The 23,654-nt window shown below is 69.1% G+C and carries 20 protein-coding genes; 10 read left to right on the top strand and 10 right to left on the bottom strand.

Going from position 1 to position 23,654, the window contains the following annotated elements:
- Window positions 1–43: 43 nt before the first annotated feature.
- Both IP78_RS03450 and IP78_RS03445 read right to left on the bottom strand, forming a co-directional pair.
- Complete coding sequence (locus tag IP78_RS03450; RefSeq protein ID WP_054110321.1) at window positions 44–1,831, bottom strand: acyl-CoA dehydrogenase C-terminal domain-containing protein; 1,788 nt, start codon at window positions 1,829–1,831, stop codon at window positions 44–46.
- A 4-nt stretch (window positions 1,832–1,835) separates the two neighbouring features.
- Window positions 1,836–2,318, bottom strand: coding sequence for a MerR family DNA-binding transcriptional regulator (locus IP78_RS03445; RefSeq protein WP_054110320.1), 483 nt, complete (start codon window positions 2,316–2,318; stop codon window positions 1,836–1,838).
- A gap of 54 nt (window positions 2,319–2,372) precedes the next feature.
- Here IP78_RS03445 and IP78_RS03440 point away from each other — a divergent pair, with 54 nt between their 5' ends.
- The 4 genes from IP78_RS03440 to IP78_RS03425 all read left to right on the top strand — a co-directional run bounded on the left by IP78_RS03440 (window position 2,373) and on the right by IP78_RS03425 (window position 7,555).
- Window positions 2,373–2,567: a DUF2256 domain-containing protein gene (locus IP78_RS03440; RefSeq protein ID WP_054110319.1), complete on the top strand. Its 195-nt coding sequence runs from the start codon at window positions 2,373–2,375 to the stop codon at window positions 2,565–2,567.
- 34 nt (window positions 2,568–2,601) lie between these two features.
- Window positions 2,602–3,180: a hypothetical protein gene (locus IP78_RS03435; protein WP_054110318.1), complete on the top strand. Its 579-nt coding sequence runs from the start codon at window positions 2,602–2,604 to the stop codon at window positions 3,178–3,180.
- Between the two features lie 119 nt (window positions 3,181–3,299).
- The gene (locus IP78_RS03430) at window positions 3,300–5,405 is read left to right on the top strand and encodes a TonB-dependent siderophore receptor (RefSeq protein WP_054110317.1); all 2,106 of its coding nucleotides are present in this window, start codon (window positions 3,300–3,302) and stop codon (window positions 5,403–5,405) included.
- Window positions 5,406–5,518: 113 nt separating this feature from the next.
- The gene (locus tag IP78_RS03425; RefSeq protein ID WP_054110316.1) at window positions 5,519–7,555 is read left to right on the top strand and encodes a TonB-dependent siderophore receptor; all 2,037 of its coding nucleotides are present in this window, start codon (window positions 5,519–5,521) and stop codon (window positions 7,553–7,555) included.
- Between the two features lie 74 nt (window positions 7,556–7,629).
- On the opposite strand, the gene IP78_RS03420 is transcribed toward IP78_RS03425, so the two are convergent.
- From IP78_RS03420 to IP78_RS03400, 5 genes are all read right to left on the bottom strand, one after another.
- A complete protein-coding gene (locus IP78_RS03420; RefSeq protein WP_197272360.1) occupies window positions 7,630–9,381 on the bottom strand; it encodes a peptide MFS transporter in 1,752 nt (583 codons plus the stop codon).
- 184 nt (window positions 9,382–9,565) lie between these two features.
- Window positions 9,566–10,102, bottom strand: coding sequence for a methylated-DNA--[protein]-cysteine S-methyltransferase (locus IP78_RS03415; protein WP_054110314.1), 537 nt, complete (start codon window positions 10,100–10,102; stop codon window positions 9,566–9,568).
- Window positions 10,083–11,189, bottom strand: coding sequence for a bifunctional transcriptional activator/DNA repair enzyme AdaA (locus tag IP78_RS03410; protein ID WP_054110313.1), 1,107 nt, complete (start codon window positions 11,187–11,189; stop codon window positions 10,083–10,085). The genes IP78_RS03415 and IP78_RS03410 overlap by 20 nt, the downstream gene beginning before the upstream one ends.
- A gap of 57 nt (window positions 11,190–11,246) precedes the next feature.
- Window positions 11,247–12,389 (bottom strand): hypothetical protein, encoded by a 1,143-nt coding sequence (locus IP78_RS03405; RefSeq protein ID WP_054110312.1) that lies wholly within the window; start codon window positions 12,387–12,389, stop codon window positions 11,247–11,249.
- 31 nt (window positions 12,390–12,420) lie between these two features.
- Window positions 12,421–12,750: a PadR family transcriptional regulator gene (locus IP78_RS03400; RefSeq protein WP_156320265.1), complete on the bottom strand. Its 330-nt coding sequence runs from the start codon at window positions 12,748–12,750 to the stop codon at window positions 12,421–12,423.
- A gap of 171 nt (window positions 12,751–12,921) precedes the next feature.
- Between IP78_RS03400 and IP78_RS03395 the strand changes: the two genes are divergently transcribed.
- Window positions 12,922–15,576: a M14 family metallopeptidase gene (locus IP78_RS03395; protein ID WP_054110310.1), complete on the top strand. Its 2,655-nt coding sequence runs from the start codon at window positions 12,922–12,924 to the stop codon at window positions 15,574–15,576.
- Here the strand turns inward: IP78_RS03395 and IP78_RS03390 are convergent.
- Complete coding sequence (locus IP78_RS03390) at window positions 15,530–16,642, bottom strand: winged helix-turn-helix domain-containing protein (protein WP_054110309.1); 1,113 nt, start codon at window positions 16,640–16,642, stop codon at window positions 15,530–15,532. The genes IP78_RS03395 and IP78_RS03390 overlap by 47 nt on opposite strands.
- A gap of 89 nt (window positions 16,643–16,731) precedes the next feature.
- Between IP78_RS03390 and IP78_RS03385 the strand changes: the two genes are divergently transcribed.
- From IP78_RS03385 to IP78_RS03365, 5 genes are all read left to right on the top strand, one after another.
- Window positions 16,732–17,307: a hypothetical protein gene (locus IP78_RS03385; protein WP_054110308.1), complete on the top strand. Its 576-nt coding sequence runs from the start codon at window positions 16,732–16,734 to the stop codon at window positions 17,305–17,307.
- 54 nt (window positions 17,308–17,361) lie between these two features.
- The gene (locus IP78_RS03380; RefSeq protein WP_054110307.1) at window positions 17,362–18,261 is read left to right on the top strand and encodes a hypothetical protein; all 900 of its coding nucleotides are present in this window, start codon (window positions 17,362–17,364) and stop codon (window positions 18,259–18,261) included.
- 78 nt (window positions 18,262–18,339) lie between these two features.
- Window positions 18,340–21,582 (top strand): type ISP restriction/modification enzyme, encoded by a 3,243-nt coding sequence (locus IP78_RS03375; RefSeq protein WP_054110306.1) that lies wholly within the window; start codon window positions 18,340–18,342, stop codon window positions 21,580–21,582.
- Window positions 21,575–21,850 (top strand): hypothetical protein, encoded by a 276-nt coding sequence (locus IP78_RS03370; protein ID WP_054110305.1) that lies wholly within the window; start codon window positions 21,575–21,577, stop codon window positions 21,848–21,850. The genes IP78_RS03375 and IP78_RS03370 overlap by 8 nt, the downstream gene beginning before the upstream one ends.
- Window positions 21,847–22,143, top strand: a complete 297-nt coding sequence (locus IP78_RS03365) for a hypothetical protein (protein ID WP_054110304.1) — start codon at window positions 21,847–21,849, stop codon at window positions 22,141–22,143. The genes IP78_RS03370 and IP78_RS03365 overlap by 4 nt, the downstream gene beginning before the upstream one ends.
- Before the next feature lie 4 nt (window positions 22,144–22,147).
- On the opposite strand, the gene IP78_RS03360 is transcribed toward IP78_RS03365, so the two are convergent.
- On the bottom strand, window positions 22,148–22,960 hold the full coding sequence (locus IP78_RS03360; protein ID WP_156320264.1) for a hypothetical protein: 813 nt from the start codon (window positions 22,958–22,960) through the stop codon (window positions 22,148–22,150).
- A gap of 98 nt (window positions 22,961–23,058) precedes the next feature.
- Window positions 23,059–23,654 (bottom strand): extensin family protein (locus IP78_RS03355; protein WP_054110302.1); only part of this gene is annotated, 596 nt, incomplete at its 5' end.

Genomic DNA, 23,654 nt, shown 5'->3' with positions numbered 1-23,654 from the left:
CCCCCCCCCTCCCCCGCCGGGGGAGGGAGAGGTCCGCGTCAGATCAGAACGCCTCCGCCGGCATGGCCATGAGCACGTCCGCGCCGGTCTTCAGCTTCTTCAGGTGGGCGCCGGCGTCGGGCAGGATGCGTTCGACGAAGTAGCGACCGGTCTGGAGCTTGGTGGCGTAGTAGGGGTCGGTCGAGCCGGCGTCGATGGCCTTCTGGGCCGCCACCGCCATCTGGGCCCAGACATAGGCCAGCGCCGTCAGGCCGAAGATGTTCAGATAGTCCGTGGACGCCGCGCCGGCGTTGTCCGGGTTCTGCATGCCGTTCTGCATCAGCCACATGGTGGCCTCCTGCAGTTGCTTCTTGGCGTCGGCCAGGCCGTCGACGAAGGGCTTCACGCTCTCGCCCGCGCCGCCGTGCTCGGCCACGAAGGCGTCGATGTCGCCGAACCAGGTCATGATGGCGCGACCGCCGTTGGCCGGCAGCTTGCGACCGACCAGATCCAGCGCCTGGATGCCGTTGGCCCCCTCATAGATCATGGTGATGCGGGCATCGCGCAGATACTGCGAGGCCGGATAGTGCTCGGTGTAGCCCGAGCCGCCGTGCACCTGCATGGCCAGCGAGGCGACATGGAAGCCCTTGTCGGTCAGATAGGCCTTCAGCACCGGGGTGATCAGGCCCATGTAGTCGCGGGCCTTCTGGGCAGTCGCCGCATCGTCCGAACGCTGAAGATCGGCCTGGAGCGCGGTCCACAGGATGAAGGCCTGGCCGCCCTCGACGAAGGCCTTGGCCTCCAGCAGCATGCGGCGCACATCCGGATGGACGATGATTGGATCGGCGGGGCCGTCCGGGTTCTTCGGGCCTGTCAGGCTGCGGCCCTGGACGCGGTCCTTGGCGAACTCGACGGCGGCCTGATAGGCGGCGGTGCCGATCGCGAGTCCTTGCAGGCCCGTGCCCAGCCGCGCCTCGTTCATCATGATGAACATGGCGGCCATGCCCTTGTTCTCTTCGCCGACCAGCCAGCCCTTGGCGCCGTCATAGGCCATGACGCAGGTGGCGTTGCCGTGGATGCCCATCTTGTGCTCCAGGCCCGCGCACTGGGCGCCCTCGTTGCGCTCGCCCAGCGACCCGTCGTCGTTGACGTGGATCTTCGGCACCACGAAGAGGCTGATGCCCTTGATGCCGGCCGGGGCCCCCTCGATGCGGGCCAGCACCAGATGGATGATGTTGTCGGTGAAGTCGTGCTCGCCCGAGCTGATCCAGATCTTCTGGCCGGTGATGGAATAGCTGCCGTCGCCGTTCGGCACCGCCTTGGTGCGGATCAGGCCCAGGTCCGTGCCGCACTGAGGCTCGGTCAGGTTCATGGTCCCGCCCCACTCGCCGGTGGCGAGCTTGGGCAGATACTTGGCCTTCTGCTCCGGCGAGCCCGAGGCGTGCAGCGCCTCGTAGCAGCCGTGTGTCAGGCCTGGGTACATCGAAAACGCCGGGGAGGCGGCCGCCGTGAACTGGCCAAACGCCATGCCGACCACGGCGGGCATGCCCTGGCCGCCGAACTCGGGGTCGGACGACAGGGCGGGCCAGCCGGCCTCGACCATCGCCTGATAGGCCTCCTTCCAGCCGGTCGGTCCGGTGACCTTTCCGTTGTCCCACTTGCAGCCTTCCTGATCGCCGACCTTGTTCAGGGGGGCGATGACTTCCTCGGAGAACTTGGCGCCCTCCTCCAGGATCTGCTGGACCAGGTCCGACGACACGTCCTGGAATCCCGGAGAGTTGGAATAGCGATCGATCTCCAGAACCTCGTTGAGGATGAAGGTCAGGTCGCGAACGGGCGCCTTGTAGGCCATGGGGTCAGGCTCTCAGCTTGAACGGATGATGGTGGTGGTGGTCGAGGCGTTCGCGCAGTACCGAGGCGTATTCCTCGGCGCCGGGCAGAAGGTCGGGCCGCTGCTCTTTCAGCCGGGATTCCATGGCCGCGCAGGCTTCCTCGGCCATCTCGATGGCGGCGTCGAGATCCTCGCGCTGCTGCTTCAGGGCCTCGATCTGGGCGCGGTGACGCCGCAGCGCGATCGCCATCTGATGGGTGTTGCCGTCGTTCCTGTCATACAGATCCAGCATCTCCTGGATCTCGGTCAGGGTGAAGCCGATGCGACGGCCGCGCAGGATCAGCTTCAGCCGGGCGCGATCGCGTGCGTCATAGACCCGGGTCTGGCCCTTGCGCGCGGGCGTCAGAAGCCCCTTGTCCTCATAGAACCGCAGCGCACGCGCCGTCGCCCCGAACTCGCGGCAGAGCTGGCGGATCGAATAGGTGCGATGATCGTCGGCGGTCGCCATGCGTGATCCATACGCAAAGTTGACGCGGACGTAAAGGGAAGGTTTGAAGGCCGGATGTCGCGAAAGCACGTCAACAAGGGGACGTCGCCTCGCAAGGGCGACCTGCCGACCAAGGACTGCGTCGTCTGCAACCGTCCCTTCGCCTGGCGGGCCAAGTGGGCGCGCGACTGGGACAGCATCACGACCTGCTCGGATCGCTGCCGGGGCGAACGCCGCCGCAAGGGCTCGACGGGGGAACCCTCGGCGTGAGAGGGTCGTTTGCGCGACTGGAGGAGCTTCCGCCGTGTCCCTGATCGCCCGCCGACCCCGACTGATCGCCGCCGCCGCCGTCACCGCTGTCGCCGGGCTCGCGCTCGCCGGCTGGACCTTCGCCCCACGCACGGACGCCGAAGGCCGCGCCCTGGGGCCTCGCATCGCCATCGACCTGGTCACCCCGCCCGAGCCCGAAATCGTCGAGGGCGGCATCCTGGATGTCGGACAGATCAATGACGGCTTCGACGACGCGGCGCTGGACCGGGTCGCCGTGGTCGAGGACCCCACCTTCCTGCCGGAAGAGGCTTACGCGGGACCCGATCACGACCTCACCTATTTGCCGCGCATGCCCCTGCCACGCCCGGTCGCTCTCGAAGACCTGTCGCCAGGCGAGCTTCCCGTGCGACCCCGCCGCGACGCGCTTGACGATGGCTCCCGCTGGTTCGGCCTTGACCAGCTCCTGGCCCGCGCGCCCGCACGCGGGGCCGAATCCGCACCCATGAGTTCGGGCCCTGAACGGGACCGGCACGAAACCGACCAAGACAAAGCCCCTCCGTCATTCGGCCCGCGGCCCTACTATGCTGATCGTTATGAGTATTCGTCCGAATAAGTCGCAATGATTACAATGCCGTAATCTGTCGGCGATTTAATCCACCTGTCCGGATTGTAACGGGACAGCCCCGCGTCACCCCGCCACATCTCCCCTCACAACAAGGGGAACCCCAGGCGATGACCAAATCCATTCTTCTGGCCACGACGGCCGTGATCTTCAGCGCCTCGGGTGCCCTGGCGCAGACTGCGCCAGCCCCTGACGCGTCGGGCGCGGCCGCGCCTCAGTCGGCCGCCCAGACCCTGGTGCCCACGGGCCCGACCACGCAAGAGCCGCTGGTTGACGCCAGCCAGCAGGGCGTTCTGGTCTTCACGCCGGACTTCTTCGCCGACCAGCGCCCGAACACGGCGCTGGACATGGTCAACCGCATTCCCGGCTTCTCGGTCCAGGACGGCGACGGCTCGCGCGGCTTCGAGGGCGCGGTCGGCAACATCCTGATCAATGGCGCGCGGCCTGCGTCCAAGAACGACACCGGCTCCTCGGTCCTGTCGCGCACCCTGGTGCCCCAGGTCGAGCGCATCGAGTTGATCCGGGGCGGAGCGCCCGGCATCGACATGCAGGGCTATTCAGTCGTGGTGAACGTCATCACGCGGACCAATGCCAGCACCGAGCAGATCGCTACGCTCAACGGCTTCTTCTTCGAGGGCGGCACCGACCGGGCGGCGGGGACCTATCAGTTCACGCGCAGGAATGGCGACCGCGTCTGGGGCTTCACCCTGTCGGACGGCGTGGCGATCAACGATTCCAACGGCGTCGGCCGGGTGGTGCGCCGCGACGCCAATGGCGTGGTCACCCGCGACGAGGGCTATTACGACGACCAGACCGGCGGCGGTCAGTCGATCCGCGTCAACTACGCCGACGCCTTCATGGGCGGCAAGATCGACCTGACGGCCCGCCTCGGTCAGAACGACTACAGCCAGTTCAGCCTCCAGGACGGACCCGGCGTCCTGCGCGACAGCCGCTTCGCCGAGGAAGGCACAAGCGGCGAGGTCGGCGCCGTCTTTACCCGCCCGATGGGCACAGGACTGACGTCGGAAACCCGCTTCATCCGCGAGTGGAACGATTTCGAGAACGGCGCCAGCTTCGTCACCACCACCAATGGCGTGGCCGGCCCGCTCCAGCGTTTCGCCTCGGAAGGCAATGCATCCGAGACCATCCTGCGCTCCCTGCTGCGCTGGGAGCGGTCGTCCTCGGTCACGCTCGAGGCCGGCGGCGAGGTCGCCTACAACATGCTCGAGATCGAGCAGGAACTGACCGACGGCGGCGTCGTCATTCCGCTGCCCTCGGATCAGATCAAGGTCGAGGAGACCCGGGGCGAGATCTTTGCGCGCGGCACCTGGCGCATCCGCCCCAATCTGACGCTGGAAGGCGGGGTGCGGCTGGAGGCCTCCACCATCAGCCAGTCCGGCGACGCCGAACAGGAGAAGAGCTTCTTCTTCGCCAAGCCCCGCTTCCAGGCGACCTGGACCCCCATGGCCAACAACCAGATCCGGCTCCGATTCGAGCGGGAACTGGGCCAGCTGGATTTCGGCGACTTCGCTGCTGGCGCGGATCTGGACGACGAACAGCTGTTCGGCGGCAACGTCGACCTCGAGCCCGAGGAGCGCTGGATCAGCGAGCTGACCTGGGAACGCCGCTTCATGGGCGACGGCATCGTCTCCATCGGTTACCGACACGATGAGATCATCGGCGTCATCGACCGCCTGCCCTTGCCCAACAACCTTTCGGCGGTCGGCAACATCGGCGACGGGACGTTGGATCAGCTGGCCGTCAACGTCGTCCTGCCCATGGATTGGGCCGGCTTCTCCGGCGGAGAGTTCCGGTTCCGCAACACCTGGAACGACACCTCGGTCACAGACCCGACGACGGGCGAGGACCGCCCGATCTCGAACGTGCGGCCGTCCCAGCCCGCCTTCACCATCGCCCAGGACATCACCAGTTGGCGGATCAACTGGGCGGTCACCTATCTGGAGAGCCTGCGCCAGTTCAACTATGGCCCGGACCAGATTTCAGGCTTTACCGGCAGCGACTACTTCGAGGCCAATATCGAGTGGAAGCCGACCCCGACCTGGGCGATCCGGGGCCAGGTCAATGTCTGGAACGACTTCCAGGTCGAACGCACGGTTTTCGCCGATCGGACGGCGGCCCGACCCATCGCCTTCACCGAGCTGCGCCCCACCGACCCGCGCACCTTCTGGCAGATCCGGGTCAGGAAGACCTTCTAGGTCCTCTGCGGCCCGACGGCCCCTTGACCCGGGGGCCGTGACTGCCGCATGCCTCCCGACCCTTCGATCGCCGGTGCGCGCCAGGCGTCGTTCACCGACAGGGAGAGGGATGCATGCCCAAAGCGATCTGGCTGGCTGGTGCCGCCGCCTGCGCCCTGGCCGGTCCGGCCCTGGCGCAGGAAACCCCGCCTGAAGGCACGCCCGTGGCCCAGCAAGGCGTTCTGGTCTTCGAACCCGCCTTCTTCGCCGACGCCCAGCCGGACACGGCCCGGGACATGATCGACCGCCTGCCGGGCTTCGCCTTCGATTCGGGCGACAGCGGCACGCGCGGCCTGGCCGGCGCCAGCGGCAATGTCCTGATCGACGGCCGTCGTCCCTCGACCAAGAGTGACGGCCTCGACGATGTGCTCGAGCGCATCTCGGCCGCCTCGGTGGCCCGTATCGAGCTGATCCGGGGCGGCGCGCCCGGCATCGACATGCAGGGCCGGTCGGTGGTGGCCAATGTCGTCCTGATCCGCGCGGTGACCATCGAGCGGGTCTTGGAGGCCGACGCCTACATCTATTCCGACGGCTACATCGGACCGGTCCTGTCAGGACGCTGGTCGCGGCGCGAAGGCGACGACCAGATCGAGGGGACGATCAGCGCCTTCATCGACCGGACCGAGGGCACGTCGGACGGCTATCGCCGACGGTTCGACCCGTCCGGTGGCCTGATCCAGGACGCCGACCTGATCCTGCGCGACCGCATCCGCAATGTGCGGGCGACAGGCGCGGTCCAGCGCGGCCTCGCCGGCGGGCTTGTGCGCGTGAACGGCCTGGTGAGCTGGTTCGGCCGTGAGGATACCCAGGACCTGCTGATCCGGTCCGGGGCGGGCGTCGACAGCTTCAATAAAGAGAGTTCCGACGAGATCAACGGCGAGCTGGGCATCAACTGGACGCGCGACCTCGGCCCGCGCACCGGGCTGGACCTGATCGGCCTCCAGCGCTGGTCCACGGAGGACTACACCGGCGTTTCCGAAAGTGGCGGCGACAGCTCCACCTTCATCGCCGATTCCTCGTCGGGCGAATCAATCGGCCGTGCCGTTCTTCGCTTCCGCCCCAATGATCGGTGGGCCTTCGAGACTGGCGGCGAGGTGGCGTACAACTTTCTCGACAGCGCCAATGCCTTTGCCGACAACGGGGTGGCCATCCCGGTGCCGTCCTCCTCGGTCAAGGTCGAGGAGCTACGTGGCGAGATCTTCGGCCAGGCGACCTGGCGTCTCGACCCGACCCTGACGCTCGAGGGCGGGCTGCGCGTCGAGGTGTCGGAGATCAGTCAGTCGGGCGACAGCGACCTGAGCAAGTCCTTCGTCTATCCCAAGCCCCGCTTGCAGGCGACCTGGACCCCGGCGGCCGGACATCAGGTCCGCGTGCGTCTGGAGCGCGAGGTCGGCCAGCTGGATTTCGGCGATTTCGTCGCCTCCGCCGACATCGATCTCGGCCAGGTCGAGGGCGGCAATCCCGATCTGGAACCGCAGAAGGTCACGGTCCTGGAAGCCATCTACGAGCGCCGGTTCTGGGACGAGGGCGCGCTGGAGCTGACCGGGTCCTACGCTGAATACGAGGACGTGGTGGACCTCATTCCCCTGAGCGGGGGCTTCGACGGCGTCGGCAACATCGGCGATGGCACGGCCGCGTCCTTTCAGGTCCAGCTCACCCTGCCGACCGACCGGCTGGGGGTGCCCAATGGCCGATTGCAGGCCCGCGGCAGCTGGTCGGACACCTCGGTGACCGATCCGGTCACGAGAGAGGAGCGTCGCTTCCGGGGCAACCAGGCCTTCGGCTGCGGCATCGACTTCAACCAGGACCTGCGGGGCGGTCGCTGGTCCTGGGGCTTTGAGCACGACTGCAACACCGACCGGGGCCGCAGTTTCCGGGTGCGCGAGGTGCGGACCTCCTACACCGAGCCTGAACTCGAGCTCTACGGCCAGTGGAAGCCCCAGCCAGAGCTGACCGTGCGCGTCGAACTGAACAACCTCACCCGCCGTGAACGGGGGTCCGACCGCGAGATCTATTCCGGTCCGCGGAACATCGCTCCCCTGGCCTTTCGTGAGGTGCGACGCACCTCTCGAGATCCCTTCGTGTTCATCCAGGTTCGACGGACGCTCTGAGCCAGGACCAGGCGGAATCAAAAAGAGCGGAGCCTCGCGGCCCCGCCCTTTCCGCATTCAGCCGGCAGGCCGTGTCAGTGAACGCCCGCCATGCCCTTCTTGAGGATCGGCGAGATCACCAGAAGGAAGACCCCCACGCCTACGCCGACCCAGCCGATCGTGCCGAAGATCGAGCCATAGGTCTGCAGCGCCAGCGCCGGGTTGGTCACCACGCCCGCGACGGTGTCGGTCGCCGTGGCCTTGGCGATCAGACCGGCGACGATGTGGGCCACCGAGCTCGACAGGAACCAGACCCCCATCATCATGCCGACGACGCGATCCACCGACAGCTTGGTGATCATGGACAGGCCGACCGGCGAGAGGCAGAGCTCGCCCAGCGTGTGGAAGAAGTAGGTCAGGAACAGGAAGAATAGCGGCACGCGGAAGTCCGCGTTCGCGGCGTTGCCGGTCGACCAGGTCAGGACAAGAAAGCCCAGCCCGACGAACATCAGGCCCATCGAGAACTTCACCGGGGTGGAGGGCTCGATGTTGCGCTTGGCCATCCACACCCACAGCGCCGCGAAGATCGGGCCGAACACGACGATGATGGCCGGATTGAACAGCTGCGTCTGGGCCGCGTTGAACCACGACGGCATCTGGGTGGACTGGTCGGCGAACAGGCTCAGCGAAGAGCCCGCCTGTTCGAACAGGGCCCAGAACAGGACCGAGAAGAAGATCAGCACCTGCGCCACCAGCATGCGGGTTCGCTCAGCCCCCTTCAGCCGGATGACCGTATAGCCTACCACCGCGATGAAGGTCGCCATCGCCACCGGGATCAGGATGGCCTCGACCAGGGCGTTGCGCTGCATCAGCAGCCAGGTGGGGAAGACGGCGACCAGACCGGCGATCCAGAAGAAGGGCACCAGCGGCACGCCCAGCAGCTTGCGTCCCTCGATTGGCCGGGTTGGCTCGCCGCGTCCCTCCAGCCAGCTCTGGCCGAGGATGAAGGTGACCAGGCCGAACAACATGCCGATCCCGGCCAGACCAAAGCCGTAGGCCCAGCCGTAAGCGATGCCGAGCCAGGCGCAAAGCGACGTGGCCAGAACCGCGCCCAGATTGATGCCGACGTAGAAGATGGTGAAGCCACCGTCCCGACGCGGGTCGTTCTTCTCATAGAGCGCGCCGACGACGGTCGAGATGTTGGCCTTGAGGAAGCCGACGCCAACGATGATCAGCGACAGGGCCAGGAACAGGATCGGTTCGGCCTGCAGGTCGCGCTCCACGCGCGTGGAGTATCCGCCCGTGGCGATCTGGGTCGGGAAACCGGCAGCGGCGGCGGCCTGGGCCCCGGAACCGGCCGGATGGCCTTCCGCGTCCTCGACGGTCACGCCCTCGGGCTGAATGGAGATGGGCACACGGTTCTCGCCCACGACAGCGAAGATCTGGCGATCCGTGTCGCGCCCCTCGACCTCGAGCGCGTACTCCGTGCCTCCGACGGAGAGGTATTCTTTGCCGCCCGACCCCTCAAAAGCCATGGTGAAGTGACCGGCCACAAGCAGGGCGGCCCCGATGATCACCGCCCGGCGTGATCCCAGATACTTGTCCGCGATCAGGCCGCCGATGACCGGCATGAGGTAAACAAGCGCGGCGTAGGCGGCATAGATGCCCTGCGCCTCGGCCGGTCCGAACAGGAAGTGCTGCGTCAGATAGAAGATCAGCAGCGCCCGCATGCCGTAGTAGGAGAAGCGCTCCCACATCTCGGTCAGGAACAGGATCACCAGCCCGCGCGGGTGTCCCAGAATTGTCTTGCGGGGCGCGAGAGCGCCTCCCCCATCCGTCGAACTCAACGGCTCACTCCCTGCATGTCGACGCCCCTGCGGCGCGATGGCGGCATAAGCAGCACGGCGGGGGGTGACCCGACAAGCCTTATGGTCATCAAACCGTCAACAACCGCGCATGAACCCGGCCTGAACCGGCCGCTTCGGCCCCGCGCTCCAGCATTGAGCGACGGCGTCGGGAGCGATCGCGCCCTTAGACGGCGTGCGCCGCCTCATGCGCCAGCAGCCAGCGCTTGCGGTCCAGCCCGCCCGCATAACCGGTCAGGGATCCGTTCGACCCGATCACCCGGTGGCACGGTACGATGACGCCGACCGGATTGGAGCCGTTCGCCAGCCCTACGGCCCTGACGGCGCTCGGTCGGCCGATGGCGGCGGCCAACTGGCCATAGCTGCGGGTCTCCCCGACCGGAATGGCGCGCAACGCCGCCCAGACCTCTGACTGAAAGGCCGTGCCCGCCGTCTTCACCGGCAGGGCGTCCAGCGCGCGCACGTCACCGTCGAAATAGGCCGTGATCGCCCCCCGCACCGGCTCTGGGGCCCGACCCTGCGTGATCGTCGCGCCCGGCGCGTGGCGCGCCAGGAGTTTCCGCATCCGGGCCTCGTAGTCGGCGAAGTCCAGCGCCCGGACCGCGCCGTGGCCGTCCGTCACGATCAGCATCTCCCCGACCGGAGTCGCCATCCGGTCCAGCGTCAAGATCTCGGTCTGGGCCTCAGGCCGCTTGTCGGTCATCGTCCATCTCCATGATGTCGGCCGCCGCGATCCCCGCCACGCGCAGGTGCAGCGCCCCATAGGCCCGCCAGGGCCGCCACCGCTCGGCCCGCTCGGACAGAGCCGCATCATCCAGCCGGTCGCTGGGGGCGTCGTCGCCCGTGTCCGTCCAGGCGCCCGGCAGCCGCAGCCCCGGCCGCGCCTCGACCAGCGGCTTCAGCAGGGGGTCGGCCGACAGGTCGCGCGCGATGGCCTCCGGGTCCGCCGACAGGTCGAACACCCGCCGCACCCGGGCCAGCACCCCGGGCAGGGCCCTCAGATCATCGGCCTCCACGACCAGTCTCAGCCGCCCCGGCTCGCCCGGCGTCGCCGTGACCCGACCCACCGCCCCGTCGATCTCGCGCGACAGGTCGCGACGCCACACCGTGCTCTCCACCGCATCGCCCCGCGCGGCCAGCGCCGCCAGCATCGCGTCCCAGTCATAGGGTGGCCGATAGGTCAGGCTCAGCCGCACCCCGCCTTCGCTCGGTCGCTCCGTCCGCCGACGCAGGGTCGAGGGCGGGCGGTCGTACAGCGCCTGAAACGTCTCGTTGAACCGCCTGACCGAGCCGAATCCGGACGCCAGCGCCACCTCTGCCATGGACAGGTCGCTCTCCTGGATCAGGGCCTTGGCCAGCAGCACCCGCCGCGTCTGGGCGACGCTGACCGGGGCCGCCCCCAGATGCTGGCGAAACAGCCGCCGCAACTGGCGTTCGCCAACCCCCAGCCGTCCGGCCAGGGCATCGACGTCGCCCTCATCAAGCGCCCCCTGCTCGATCAGGGCCAGCGCCCGGCTGACGGTGTTCGAGGTGCCGCGCCATGCTCCCATGTCCGGGGCCGTCTCGGGCCGGCAGCGCAGACAGGCCCGAAAGCCCGCCTCTTCCGCTGAGGCCGCCGTCGGCACGAAGATCATGTTCTCGCGCTTCGGCGTCCGGGCAGGGCAGACCGGACGGCAATAGATGCCCGTCGTCTTCACGCAGCCGAAAAAGCGCCCATCGAACCGCGCGTCGCGCGTCAGCACAGCCCGGTAGCAGGCCTCCTGATCCAGACTGTGCGCGGCGGTGTCCATGCCACGAGACTGGACCCGATCCCGGCCCCTGTCTCGCGGTTTTCGGACATCTCAGCGTCAGGCCGCCCGGCCGCGGATCATCCGAACCAGATTGGCCAGGATCGCCCCCACAAAGGCCACCGCCATGACCGCCGCCGACCAGGTCAGCAGGATCGACAGGGTCAGGGCCACACCCTCCAGATCGCGTCCGCGTTCGTCGAGCATGCGCAGCCAGTCGAGCGTCAGATAGGCCTGATCGATGGCGACGGTCGCCGTCTGTCCGGCCGAGGTCAGGACGAACAGGTCGCCCGCCTGGACGATGAACCACAGGAGAACGAGGTTGGCCGCGGCGACGGCGGCGCGGAGCAGCGCCCTCAGCCGCTCGGCCGTGGGGTTGATCAGGGTGAACAGGTCGATCGCCATCTGCACGAGGGCGAAGGCCAGGATGGGGGCGTAGAGAGCGGCCCACACCGGCGCTCCGGCCACTGTGACGGGCTGATCCGCGATCTCGAAGGTCGCCAGCCCCGGAAAGCTGACCAGACCCAGCCACCACAGGATGAACAGGCCGAGGGCGAGGATCGAGAACACCGCCTCGCCCGCCGGGCTCGAATTGCCGACGCGCACACGAACGGGGTGGATGTTCACGCCGCCTTGCGTCGAAGCCTTGGACGCCTCCCTGGCCTTGACGCCCCAGGTCGTGGGATCGGACAGGCCGAACAGCGACAGGTCCTTCGCACGCCATTCCGTCATCCATTTCGGCCGGATGCGGTAGTGCTCCATGACCGCGCCCGCCAGGGTCAGCGCCCCGATCAGCGTCAGCCCGGAGCCGAACAAGCCGTGGAAGGCCTGACTGATCGCCTGACCAGGATCGCGCGGCCCACTGACCAGGGTGACGACCAGCGACAGGGCGTGGATGGCCAGCAGCACCAGAAGCCCCGCCTTCACCCCATAGAGCCACCAGGGCAGCAACTCCGGCCCGATCAGGCTATCGGGGCCAGCGCGATAGCGGGCGGCGACCGCGAGCGGATGGCCGATCTCCTTCAGCACCCCCTCGACTTCCGCTGGCGTCAGGTCGCGGCCCAGTTCGGCCTCCCTGGCCTCCATGCGCGAGACGATCAGCTCGCGCAGTTCGTCGGTGATGTCGGCCCGCGTCTCGGGTGGCAGCTGGGCGGCCACGGCCTCCAGCCAGCGTTCGATGATGTCGTCGGACGGCGTGGTCATGGCCTGTCCCTCCCCAGTGAATGTTCGGATGTCAGAGAAGCCGGTCCAGCGAGCCGCCGATGGCTCGCCATTCGGTGGTCAGTCGGTCCAGCAGGGACGCGCCCAGCGGCGAGAGCACATAGAAACGCTTCTTGCGCTTCTCCTCCTCGCGCCACTCGCTGAGCAGCAGCCCCTGGGATTCCAGGCGGCGCAGCAGGGGATAGAGGGTCGATTCCTCCATCTCCAGCCCGTCCGCCGCCAGCGCCTGACGCAACGTGTAGCCGTAGCGCTCGGTCCTGAGGCAGGCGAGTACCGCCAGCACCAGCGACCCGCGCCGCAGCTCCAGCCGCATGGATTCAAAAAGCTCGTCATCGGCGGACAAGGCGAAACTCCGTGCGCCACATAGTGTGTGATACACAGTGTATGGCATATACTGTGTGAGACAGTCAAGCGACGGGCCAGGCGACTGCCCCCGCAAGGCGCCCAAAGTGCGCCTTGGCTTTTCAGAACCCGCCGATAGGGTGAGACCTCGTTCCTCGGGGTCACTGCTCAGATGTCGTCCGCCTTCGCCCGCCTCGCCGCGACCAGCCTCGTCGCGCTCGCCGCCCTGTCCGCCCCGCTCTCCGCCCCCGCCCAGACCGCGCCCGAGCCCCTGATCGTCGGCGCGTCGTTCGACCCCGGCGTGCCGACGGTGCGCGCGGTTCTCGGCTACGACAGCGGCGACGTCGTCACCCGCCCGGCGGATGTCCGGCGCTACTTCGATGCCCTCGCGGCCCATGCTCCTGATCGCGTGGTCATCGGCGAGTACGGCCGCACGCATGAAGGGCGCCCTCTGTGGTGGGCCGCCATCGGCACGCCCGCCAATATCGCCCGCATGGACCAGATCCAGGCCAACTCCCGCGCGCTCGCCGACCCGCGCGTGACCACGCCCGCCCAGGCCCAGGCGATCATCGCCGACCAGCCCGCCGTGGTCTGGATGGCCTTTTCCGTCCACGGCGACGAGATCAGTCCAGCCGACGCCGCCATGGCCGCCGCCCACCACCTGCTCGCCTCGCGCGATCCGGCGGTTCAGGACTGGCTCTCCAAGACCCTTGTCATCATGGTCCCGACCCAGAACCCGGATGGGCGCGACCGCTTCACCGCCAGCTTCAACGCCGGCTTGGGCACGCGTCCGAACCCCGACCCTCTGTCGGCCGAGCGCGACCAGCCCTGGCCCGGCGGTCGTTTCAACCACGACCTGTTCGACCTGAACCGCGACTGGTTCATCCAGACCCAGCCGGAAACCCGGGGCCACGCCGCCCTCGTCCTGGCCTGGCGCCCGCAAGTTCTGGCCGACGTCCACGAGATGGGGACGGACCAGACCTATTTCTTCCCGCCCGAGGCCGAACCGCTCAATCCCCTTCTGACGCGCAACACACTGGAAAGCCGCGAGATCATCGGCCGCAACACCGCGCGCCGGTTCGACGAGACCGGAATCCCCTACTTCACCCGCCAGACGTTCGACGCCTTTTATCCCGGCTATGGTGACGGCTGGCCCGCCTACCTCGGCGTGGTCTCCATGACCTACGAGCAGGGCTCCGCCCGGGGGCTGGCGGCGCGGCGGTCGTCCGGTGAGATCCTGACCTACCGCGAGACGGTTCGGAACCAGCTGATCGCCACCCTTTCGACGATCGAGGCGGCCGCCACCCATCGCGAACGCCTGCTCAGGAACGCCTATGCCTACGGTCAGGACGGCGTATCGGGCGGGCGCGGCACCTTCGTTCTGGCCCCCAACCCGGCCGATCCGACCACCGTCGACAAGCTGGCGGGGCTCCTCACCCGCTCGGGCGTCGAGGTCGGCCGCGCCAGCGCCGCCTTCACCGCCTGCGGCCAGAGCTACCCCGCCGGCTCCTACGTCGTGCCGCTGGCCCAGCCCCAGCGCCGCATGGCCGAGGTGCTGCTGAGCCAGAACGTGCCGCTCGACCCCGACTTCCTGGCCGAACAGGAGCGGCGCCGCGCGCGGGGTCTGGGCGACCAGATCTATGACGTGACCGCCTGGTCCATGCCGGTAATGTTCAACGTGCCCTTCGCCCGCTGCGGCACGGTCCCGTCGGTCGCGACCACGCCTGCGGGATCGACGCTGGTCCGCCCCGGCTCGGTCGCCGAGGCCGGCGCCACCTACGGCTACCTGGTCCAGCCCGGCGTCGCAGGGCTGAAACTCATGGCCGCGGCGATCCAGCAGGGCCTGGCCGTTCGCTCGATCGACCGTGCTTTCGAGAAGAACGGCCGGCGCTGGCCCTCCGGCACGATGCTGATTACCCGCTCGGGCAGCCCCGCCGACCTCGATCAGCGCCTGCAGACCCTCGCCGCCCAGACCGGCGCCCGCGTCACCGGCATCGCCGACAGCTGGGTCTCCGATGGCCCCAGCTTCGGCTCGGACGGGGCGGTCCTTATCCGCGCGCCCAACATCGCGGTCGCCTGGGACCAGCCGACCAGCCCGACGGCGGCCGGGGCCGTCCGCTATATCCTCGAGCGCGAGTTCGGCCTGCCGGTCACGGTCGTGCGGACCGCGCGCCTGACCTCGGCGGACCTCTCGCGATACCAGGTCCTGATCCTGCCCGAGGGCGGCGACTACGAACGCGCGCTCGGCTCCGGCGGCATGGCCAATCTGCGCGGGTGGGTCCAGCGCGGCGGCACGCTGATCACGCTCGGCCGCGCCAGCCGCCTGATGGCCGACGAGGATGCCGACCTGCTCGCCTCCCGCCGCCAGGACCCCTCATCGGAGGCCGAAGACGACGCCGCCGACATCATCGCCGACGAGGCCCATTACGAAAGCCTGATCGGCGTCGCCGAGCCTGGCCCGGCCAGCGTCGCCGGCGCCCTTGCGCTCGCCCAGGTCGACACCGAGCACTGGCTCACCGCCGGCATCGCCCCCACCGTCAATGTGCTGGTCCAGGGCGCCGACATCTATGCCCCGCTCGGTCAGGGCGAGGGCGTCAACGTCGTCCGCTTCGCCGGGCCGAATGATCTGGTCGTCTCCGGCCAGATGTGGGCCGAGAACCGCGCGCGGCTCGCGTTCAAGCCGGCGGTGATGGTCAACAGCCTGGGCCGCGGCCAGCTGATCGCCTTCACCCAGGACCCCACGGTGCGGGGCTATCTGGAGGGTCTCAAGCCACTCCTGATCAACGCCGTCCTGCTCGGCCCGGCGCGGAGCTCTCCGACCTGGTAGCCAGGGCGATCGCCGCCACCACGCAGCCTGCGAACAGCAGGCCCTCCAGCCCGCTGGCCACGGCGTGCGACACGGGCCCCAGTCCCGTCTCGCCGAACAGGGCCCCGACCGGATCCAGCGTCAACCGCGTGTCCGGAAAGGCCTGCGCCAGCGTCTGAAGACTGCCGACCAGCAGCCGCCCGCCGGCCACCACGATCCCCACGCCCGCCACCCCGCCGGCCAGTCCGCCGACCACTGCGCGCCGTTTCCACGACCAGCCGACGCGCTCGCCCAGCACGACGCCCGCCCCGACGGCCGCGCCCAGAATGGCCCCTTCCAGCGCGCCCGTGATCGCGCCCGGCGCCCGCCCGAACAGCAGCTCGAACGCATCCAGCCCCAGCAGCCTCACTACCGATCCGACCAGCAGCCCCCCGACCGCCCCGCCGAACACCCGGCCCAGCCCACCCGGCACGGCCTGTTCACCGCCCGCGATGCCAAAGCCGACGCCCGCTCCGCCGGCCATGCCGACCAGGGCCGTGACGCAGATCATCACCAGCACGCCCGACACGCCCGCGCCCGCGCCGCCCAGCACGCCCAGCGCCCCATAGATCAGCCCCCCGATCGCCCCGGCCGCCGCCCCCCCCAGCGTCCCTGCCCGGCCGATGGAGACCAGCCGATCCCGGTCCGTCCGGTCCGGCCCGGTGCGGGGCCGGGCCCGCCCCTCGCTCACCGGCGCCGCGACGACGGGCTCCACGGCGTCGCCCGCCTCCACCACCGTCACCGGGGCGATGAAGCGGTATCCGTGCTTGGGTGCCGTCTCGATCATGCGGGGCCGCGCGGCGTCATCGCCCAACGCCCGGCGCAGCGACCGGATGGCCTGGGTCAGGGCCTCGTCCGTCACGGGCACGCCCCGCCACACCTCATCCAGGAACCGGTCCTTGGTCACCAGCCGCCCGGCCTCGGAGACCATCAGCACCAGGGCGTCCAGATACCGCCCGCTGACCTCCACCGTCGCCCCGTCCTTCGTCAGGCGGCGATCCTCGGGATCCAGCTCGAAGCGGTCGAAGCGATAGACGCGGCGCGGCACGGGTTTCAGCGTTTCCTCACGTCCGGCTCAGGACGCCCACCGCCCGGTCCGCCACGCTCCAAGCCTCACCCGATCCGGAGCCCAAGGCAATGACCGACACCCCATCCCCCGTCGCCCCGCCCCGCGAGCGCCTGCTGCCGCTGCTTCGCCTCATCGGCTGGGGCGCGGTCGCGGCGCTGCTCATCACCCCCGCCATCGCCATGCGCTTCAATCCGGAGGTCCAGTGGACCGCCTTCGACTTCCTGCTGGCGGGCGCGATCCTGATCGGCGCGGGCGCGCTTTGCGAGGTCGCCGTTCGCGCCTCGCGGGACTGGAGCTACCGCCTGGGCGTGCTGGTCACGCTGGCCACCGCCATCCTCCTGTTCTGGATCAACGGCGCCGTCGGCGTCATCGGCTCGGAGGACAATCCGCAGAACCTGTGGTTCGGCCTGGTGCTCGCCACCGTGCTGTTCGGATCGATCCTGGTCCGCTTCCGCGCCGGCGGCCTCAGCGCCGTCCTCACTGCCGCCGCCGCCGTCCAGTTCGGCATCGGAACCTGGGCCTACCTCGCCGACTGGGGCGCGGGCACGGAACAGTGGCCCGTCGTCATCGTCCTCACCACCGGCGTCTTCACCGCCGCCTGGCTGGTGGCGGCGGCGCTGTTCCGGGGGGCGAGGCAACCTTAACCGCCCGGGACCGTTGTGTGGGGTTCGACAGGGCCCAGCCCAGAAAGACCTCTCATGACAACCCGACCCCTTTTCGCCGGCCTCGCCGTCGGCACGATGCTGCTCGCCTCGGGCGCCGTCGCCCAGACCCCCTACAACCAGACCCCCTACGGCCAGAGCCAGTCCCAGCCCTCCGGCCAGGAGGTGTTCGGCCAGATCCTGCAGAACCTGTTCGGCGGCCAGACCACCGGCACGGTCGACGGCGAATGGAGTCGCGGCCGCCGCGCGCTCGCCGGCCAGCAGACGGCCTTCAACGCCCGCCTGGACGCCGAGGTGCGCTCGGGCGCGCTGCAATCCTGGTCGGCCGACCGCATCCGAACCGACTATGACGCCCTGGTCCGGCTCGAGGCCGACTATGGTCGCGACGGCCGCTTCACGGCCCAGGAACGCCAGGACCTGACCGCCCGCTACGACGCCCTGACCCGCGCGCTTCAGGACGGCGGCTACGGCGACGACGTCGGCGGCTATTCGTCCGTCGCCGACGGCCGGGCCGAGTTCGACCGCCGCGTCGACGCCGCCGTCAGCGCCCGTCGCCTCAGCCGCACCGACGCCACCCGCCTGCGCGCCGACTACGCCGCCCTGATCCGCATGGAGGCGGAGTATCAGCGCGGCGGCCTGACCGCGCGCGAGCGCCAGGACATCGAGACCCGTCTGGACGCGCTCGACGCCCGCCTCGGCGACGTCGGCTACGGCAGTGGCGCCTGGCAACAAACCCCGCGCGAGCGGCTGGCCGCCATCGAGCGCGCCCTGCCCTCCCTGAACCGCGGCGAGGCCGCCGACCGCATCCGCGTCCAGCTCGAGGACCTGATGCGCCTCGACGCCGCCTACGCCCGCATCACGGCCTCGGCCGACGACCGGGCATACCTGGAGCGGCGGATCGGTGAGCTGGAGGTCCAGGCGCGTATTCGCAGGTAGGGTTCAGCACCTCTACAGCCCGGACGCTTGCAACGTCCGGGCGAAGCGGGTGAGGTGCGCGGGCTCAAGGGGGGCCGCATGCCAACAGACGATTCGCGCGCGCTACTGAAAGCCTACGCCAAGTCCATCCGGGACTCTCGCCGCGCCCATCCCAACGTGACGGAACCGGGGCTCGCGCCGCTGTTTCAGGCGCTGGTCGAAAAACTCCTGCCGCACCTTCCGGCCGCGCCTCACGACCTGATCGTCCTGGCGGAGTTCATCAACGCGGGCGTCGGTCGTCCTGACCTCGCGCTCAAGCGGCCCGGCGAGGAAGCCCGCTCCTTCATCGAGCTCAAGGCGCTGGACAAGCCGACCAGCGGCGCGCGCTGGACCACACCGCACGACCGGCGGCAGTTCATCCGCTTCTCGGAACTGCCCAACTGGGCGGTCAGCAACTTCCACGGCTTCCGGCTCTATGCACGTGGCGAGGATCAAGGGCAGGCCACGCTGGTCCCGGAAGAGGCGCTTGACCCCAATCGCGACGACGCGGCGGCCGACAAGCTGATCGACGCCCACGATCCAACCGCCGCCCTCAACCTGCTGGAACGCCTCGTCCAGGCCGATCCGCCCCAGGCCAAGGACGCAGAACATCTGGCCGAGCTTCTCGCCCATTCGGCCAAGCTGGTGCGTGGCATCGTGCGCGACCGGCTGGCGGAACTGGCGGCGGACGGCGTGACCGGCACCCCGCTTCATCAAGTGCGACAGGAGTTCCGCGACGTCCTCTATTCCCACCCGGAGGCGGGTGGCTATTCGGCCGCAGACTTCGACGATCTGTTTTCCAGCGCCTTCGCTCAGACGCTCGCCTTCGGTCTGCTGCTTGTACGCGAAGCAACGGGCGGAAAGCCGGTCGACAAGGACGCCTACGAGCAGATGCCGGACGAGCATCCGCTGATGAAGACGGCCTTGCGCGTTCTCAGCCTGAAGGAAGTCGCCGCCGATGTCGGCATCGGCTTTCAGGTCATGCTCCAGACCGTCAACGGTTTCGACCCGAACATTCTGGCGATCCGCAAGGACGGCTCGGACCCGATCCTATACTTCTATGAGTTCTTCCTCGAAACCTTCGATCCGGCGGCGCGCGAACGTTACGGCGTCTACTACACCCCGGTAGAAGTAGTCCGCTTCATGGTCGGCGCGCTTGACCGGGCGTTGAAGCAGGACCTGAAGACCAAGGGCATCGCCGATCCGACCGTCCACATCCTGGACCCCGCGACGGGCACCGGCACCTTCCTGCTGGGCATCGCGGATCGCTTGCGGCGGGAGGTCAGCGAGACCGACGGGCCGGGTCAGGCCCCGGCCGCCCTGCGCGGCCTGGCGTCGCGCATGTACGGGTTCGAACTGCTGATCGGCCCCTATGCGGTGGCCCACTATCGCCTGCACCACACATTGGCGCGCGACAAAGACGGCAAGGTCGACCCGACGTTCAGGCTTCCGCGCCTGGGCGTCTATCTGACCGACACCCTGGCCGAGCCCAACGCGGCGGCGCCCGCCGGGGCGCTGGGCTTCGTCTCGGAAGGCATTCAGGACGAGCGGGCAGAATCGAACCGGATCAAGACCCAGCAGCCGATCCTCGCCATCATCGGTAATCCGCCCTATCGGCGGCTTGAGGTCGGCGAGAACGAAAGCCTCGTGGGGCGCTGGATGGACGGGGTCTGGGACGACCTGAAAAAGCCGGTGCGCGACGCGGGCTGGGGCAATCAGCTGAACACCTTCCCCGAGCTGTCCGTCGCCTTCTGGCGCTGGGCCATGTGGAAGCTGTTCGAGGCCGACAACGCGCCGAAGAAGGGCGTCATCGCCTTCATCTCCAACCGCAAATACCTGACGGGCAAGCCCTATGCGGGTTTGCGCAAGATGCTGCGCGAGCGGTTCGACCGGATCGAGGTCTATGACCTGCGCGGCGACGGGCGAGCAGGCGCGAGGGCTGGAGTTGAGGGCGACGGCAACGTCTTCAACATACTAACCGGGGTGGCCATCACAGTCGCGATTGCGGATGGATCGAAGGCGGAAGGGGAGTTGGCGCGCGTCGACTATGTCGATGCTTGGGAGCAGGGGCGAACGTCTCGCAATTCTAAGCTCGCGTGGATGTTGGAGGGTGAGCCCGAGGGTGCGCTGCCCGGCGCGGTGGAGGTTGATCGGGGACTTCTGGACGATATGCGACCCGTGCCGTTCCTGAACGGCGAGCTGTTGTCGATCAGCGAGTGCTTCGGCTTAAACTCGTCTGGCGTTGAGTCAAAACGAGATCATGTCGTCTACGACTTCTCAGAGTCGCTCTTGATGACGCGGTTAGCAGAGGTTCTTTCTCATGAAGGCGAGCGCCTCGACTTCGCTTTCAACTCGACGACGATGAACCCGGCCTCGGTCGCCAAACAGCAGGGAGTCCAACAGGCCCTTGTGCAAGACGCGGCTTACAGACCACTAGACGTTCGATCTCATTACACATCTCGGGCCTGGAACGACCGGTTACGTCCCACCCTCCAAGCGGCTTGGGGGAATAACAACATTGCTCTGTTTGCGCTCCCGAGCGGCACCAAAGCCGGACCTGCCGTTTGGTGCCACGGCCTGATTCCCGACCGCCACGCCTTTCGCGGCAGCTACGGTGGCTACGCCTTCCCCCTCTACGACCGCCGCCCCGGCCATGGCCCTCACAATCTGAAACCCGAGCTCGTCACCGCCCTGGCCGACGCCTACGGCTCGGAGGTCACACCCGAAGCGGTGTTCGACGCTATCCTCGCGCTCCTGTCAGCCACTTCCTACACCACCCGCTTCGCCGAGGACCTGGAGGACGTGTTCCCGCACATCCCTTTCCCGGCCGACCGGGCCGTTTTCGATGCCGCAGCGGCTGTTGGCGCGGAGATCCGCGCGATCCAGACCTTCGCCCGCCCACCCGGCGCGGGTTACACCAAGGGACTCGCTCTGGCCCAGACCGCACCGAGCGGGAAGCTGCGTCCCATCGATCCTCGCGATCTGGACGGTGTGAAGCTGACCCTTTGCGAGGACGGCTCAGGCGAGATTTTTCCATTGCCGCGCGAGGTGTGGGATTTCGCCGTCAGCGGCTATCGCCTCGTCCCCCGATGGTTGGCGGCGCGCGAAGGCCTTGACGCCACCGCGCCCGATTTCATCCCCCAGCTTCGCGATCTTGTGGGTCGAGTGGCAGAGCTCATTGACCTGAACCTCCGCGCCGATAGCCTGTTGGCTCAGACCCTGGACGATCCCCTGAGTCGCGACAGCCTCGGCTTCGCCTCGGCGGACGCCGCCGCAGAGACCGCCACGCCCGACGATGAGTGACCAGTTCAGCCTGTTCGGCGAAGGCGGCGACCGCCTTCAGGCCCCGGCCCCCAGGCCGGTGGACCACGAGTCTCGCGCGCGGGCCAAGCTGACCCGTGTCCTGGAGCAGGCCCGCGCCGCCGACCGCCTGCCCTGGGACGAGCGCAACACCCGCATGTGGCGCACCGTCTTCCCCCAGATGGCGCGCTGGCTTCCCGCCGAGGAAGCGGAGCGGATGAAGGCAGAGTTCTTCAGCGAACTGGAACGCCTGACCCGCAAGGCGGCGTGAACGACCAACCCGACCTCTTCGGTGCCCCGTCGTCATCCTCCGGCTCGACCGGGGGAGGCCCGCCCGCCTACGTCGTCCCCTACCCCATCGCGGTGAACACCCTGACCCGCACGCTGGACATGCTCCGGGCCGCCGAGCGGTGGCCGTGGGACCCGGACATGAAGGCCGCGCGCATGGAGCGGAACGTGCCCAGGATGCTGGCCGTCCTGCCGCCCGAGGAGGCCGCCGACTGGCGCGCCCGCATCAACGCCGAGGCCGCCCGGCTGGACGCCGCCGCCGCCACCGCCGCCTGATCCCTCACCCCTCCGGTTCGGCGTCCGCGGTCGCGGAAATCAGCTGATAGGTCGGGGTATCGTTGATGCAGGCCGCGCTGATGGCGCGGCGGGGGCGGCCCGGCTCGGTGATGTCGCCCAGATAGCGGCCGCCGCCGGGGGGGCACATGCGGGTGTCGCTGCCGTTCTCGCGGCGCCGCAGCGGCTGGACGAAGGGGAAGTCGGCCGGGTCCCAGGCCCGGCAGGGATCGGCCAGCGCCGTCTCCAGGCTCTGCACCGTGCGCGCCGTCAGCGGCCCCGTGCGGGGCGGCCAGCGCAGGTCCGGATCGCGCTGGGTCCGTTCATACAGGTCGCGCGCCTCCATGGCCGCCCGATAGGCGGGCGTTCCCTCGGCCGCGCCCGGCGGGGGCGGCGGCGGCGGCGGGGGCGGGGGGGCGCCGAACTGCCGGTCCTGACGCCATCCGCTCCAGTTGCCGTCGGCCGACCGCCAGACGACGGAAACGACCTCGTTCTGATACTGGGCCGTCGCGGGCAGGCGGGCGCGGATCACCACCAGGGCGTCGGACGGGATCAGGGCTTCCGCCGAGGCGGGCAGGTCGATGAAGCCCGTGGCGTCGGGGTTGCGCGGGTCCCGGGGGCGGCCGGCCTGTTCCCGGGCCGGCCGGGTCAGGTCCATGTGCGCCACGCCCCGACACTCGCCCTGCGGCGGCGGCGGCATCCCTCCGGCGGCGATCCAGGACCCCACCTGGGGCGGGGGCGGCGTCTGGCAACCGGTCAGGGCCGTCGCCAGCGCCGTCACCAGAACGAGGCCGCCATAGGTCGGCGCGTGTGCTCGCATGATCATCCCTTCCCTTTTGCCCGACAGGGTGGCGCGGTCGGGGTGCGATGTCGATCTACAGTTCCTGACGCCCCATCCCCGGTGGCGGCGCGGGCCTTCTAGCGGCAGAACCGCGCGCTTTCCGCCTCCAGGTGCAGGTGGTCGCGGTGGGCGGCGTTGTAGTCGGGGCTGAGGACGGTGCCGAAGACGCGGCAGGCGTCGTCGCGGATGCGGCGCAGGAAGCGGGCCTCCGGGCTGTCGCCGCCCCAGTCGCCCGCCACCGTGATCCGCCGCCCGTCCCTCAGGCGCACGCCGCTGAAGTCCAGGGCCGCCGCGCGCGAATGGGCGCTGACCCGGGCCATCTCTCCGCTGTCGTTTCGCACGCCCCGGCAGGCGTAGACGCCCATGTGCTCGATCGCCACGACGTCGGAGCCCAGGATCTCGCGCGCCGCCGGCTCCAGCGACTGGCGCCGCCAGACGCTGACCGCCGCGGCCAGGGCGCAGGTCATGGTCACGTCGCCGGGCGTCATCCGCGCCACCGTGCCGTAGTCCGGCCCCAGTACCCCCGCCGCCGTCAGGCCGCAGCTCGCCGAGTTCACCCGGTCCGGCGTCGGCGAGAAGGTCACGCGCGCCGCCGCCAGCTCCGCCTCGCACTGGGCCAGGCTCGCCGTCGCGCGCCGCAGCCGACCGAAGGTGTCCCCGCCGATCGGCTGGG

The sequence above is a fragment of the Brevundimonas sp. AAP58 genome (assembly GCF_001295975.1).
GTDB lineage: Bacteria > Pseudomonadota > Alphaproteobacteria > Caulobacterales > Caulobacteraceae > Brevundimonas.
This window is presented reverse-complemented; position numbering and strand designations above follow the sequence as displayed.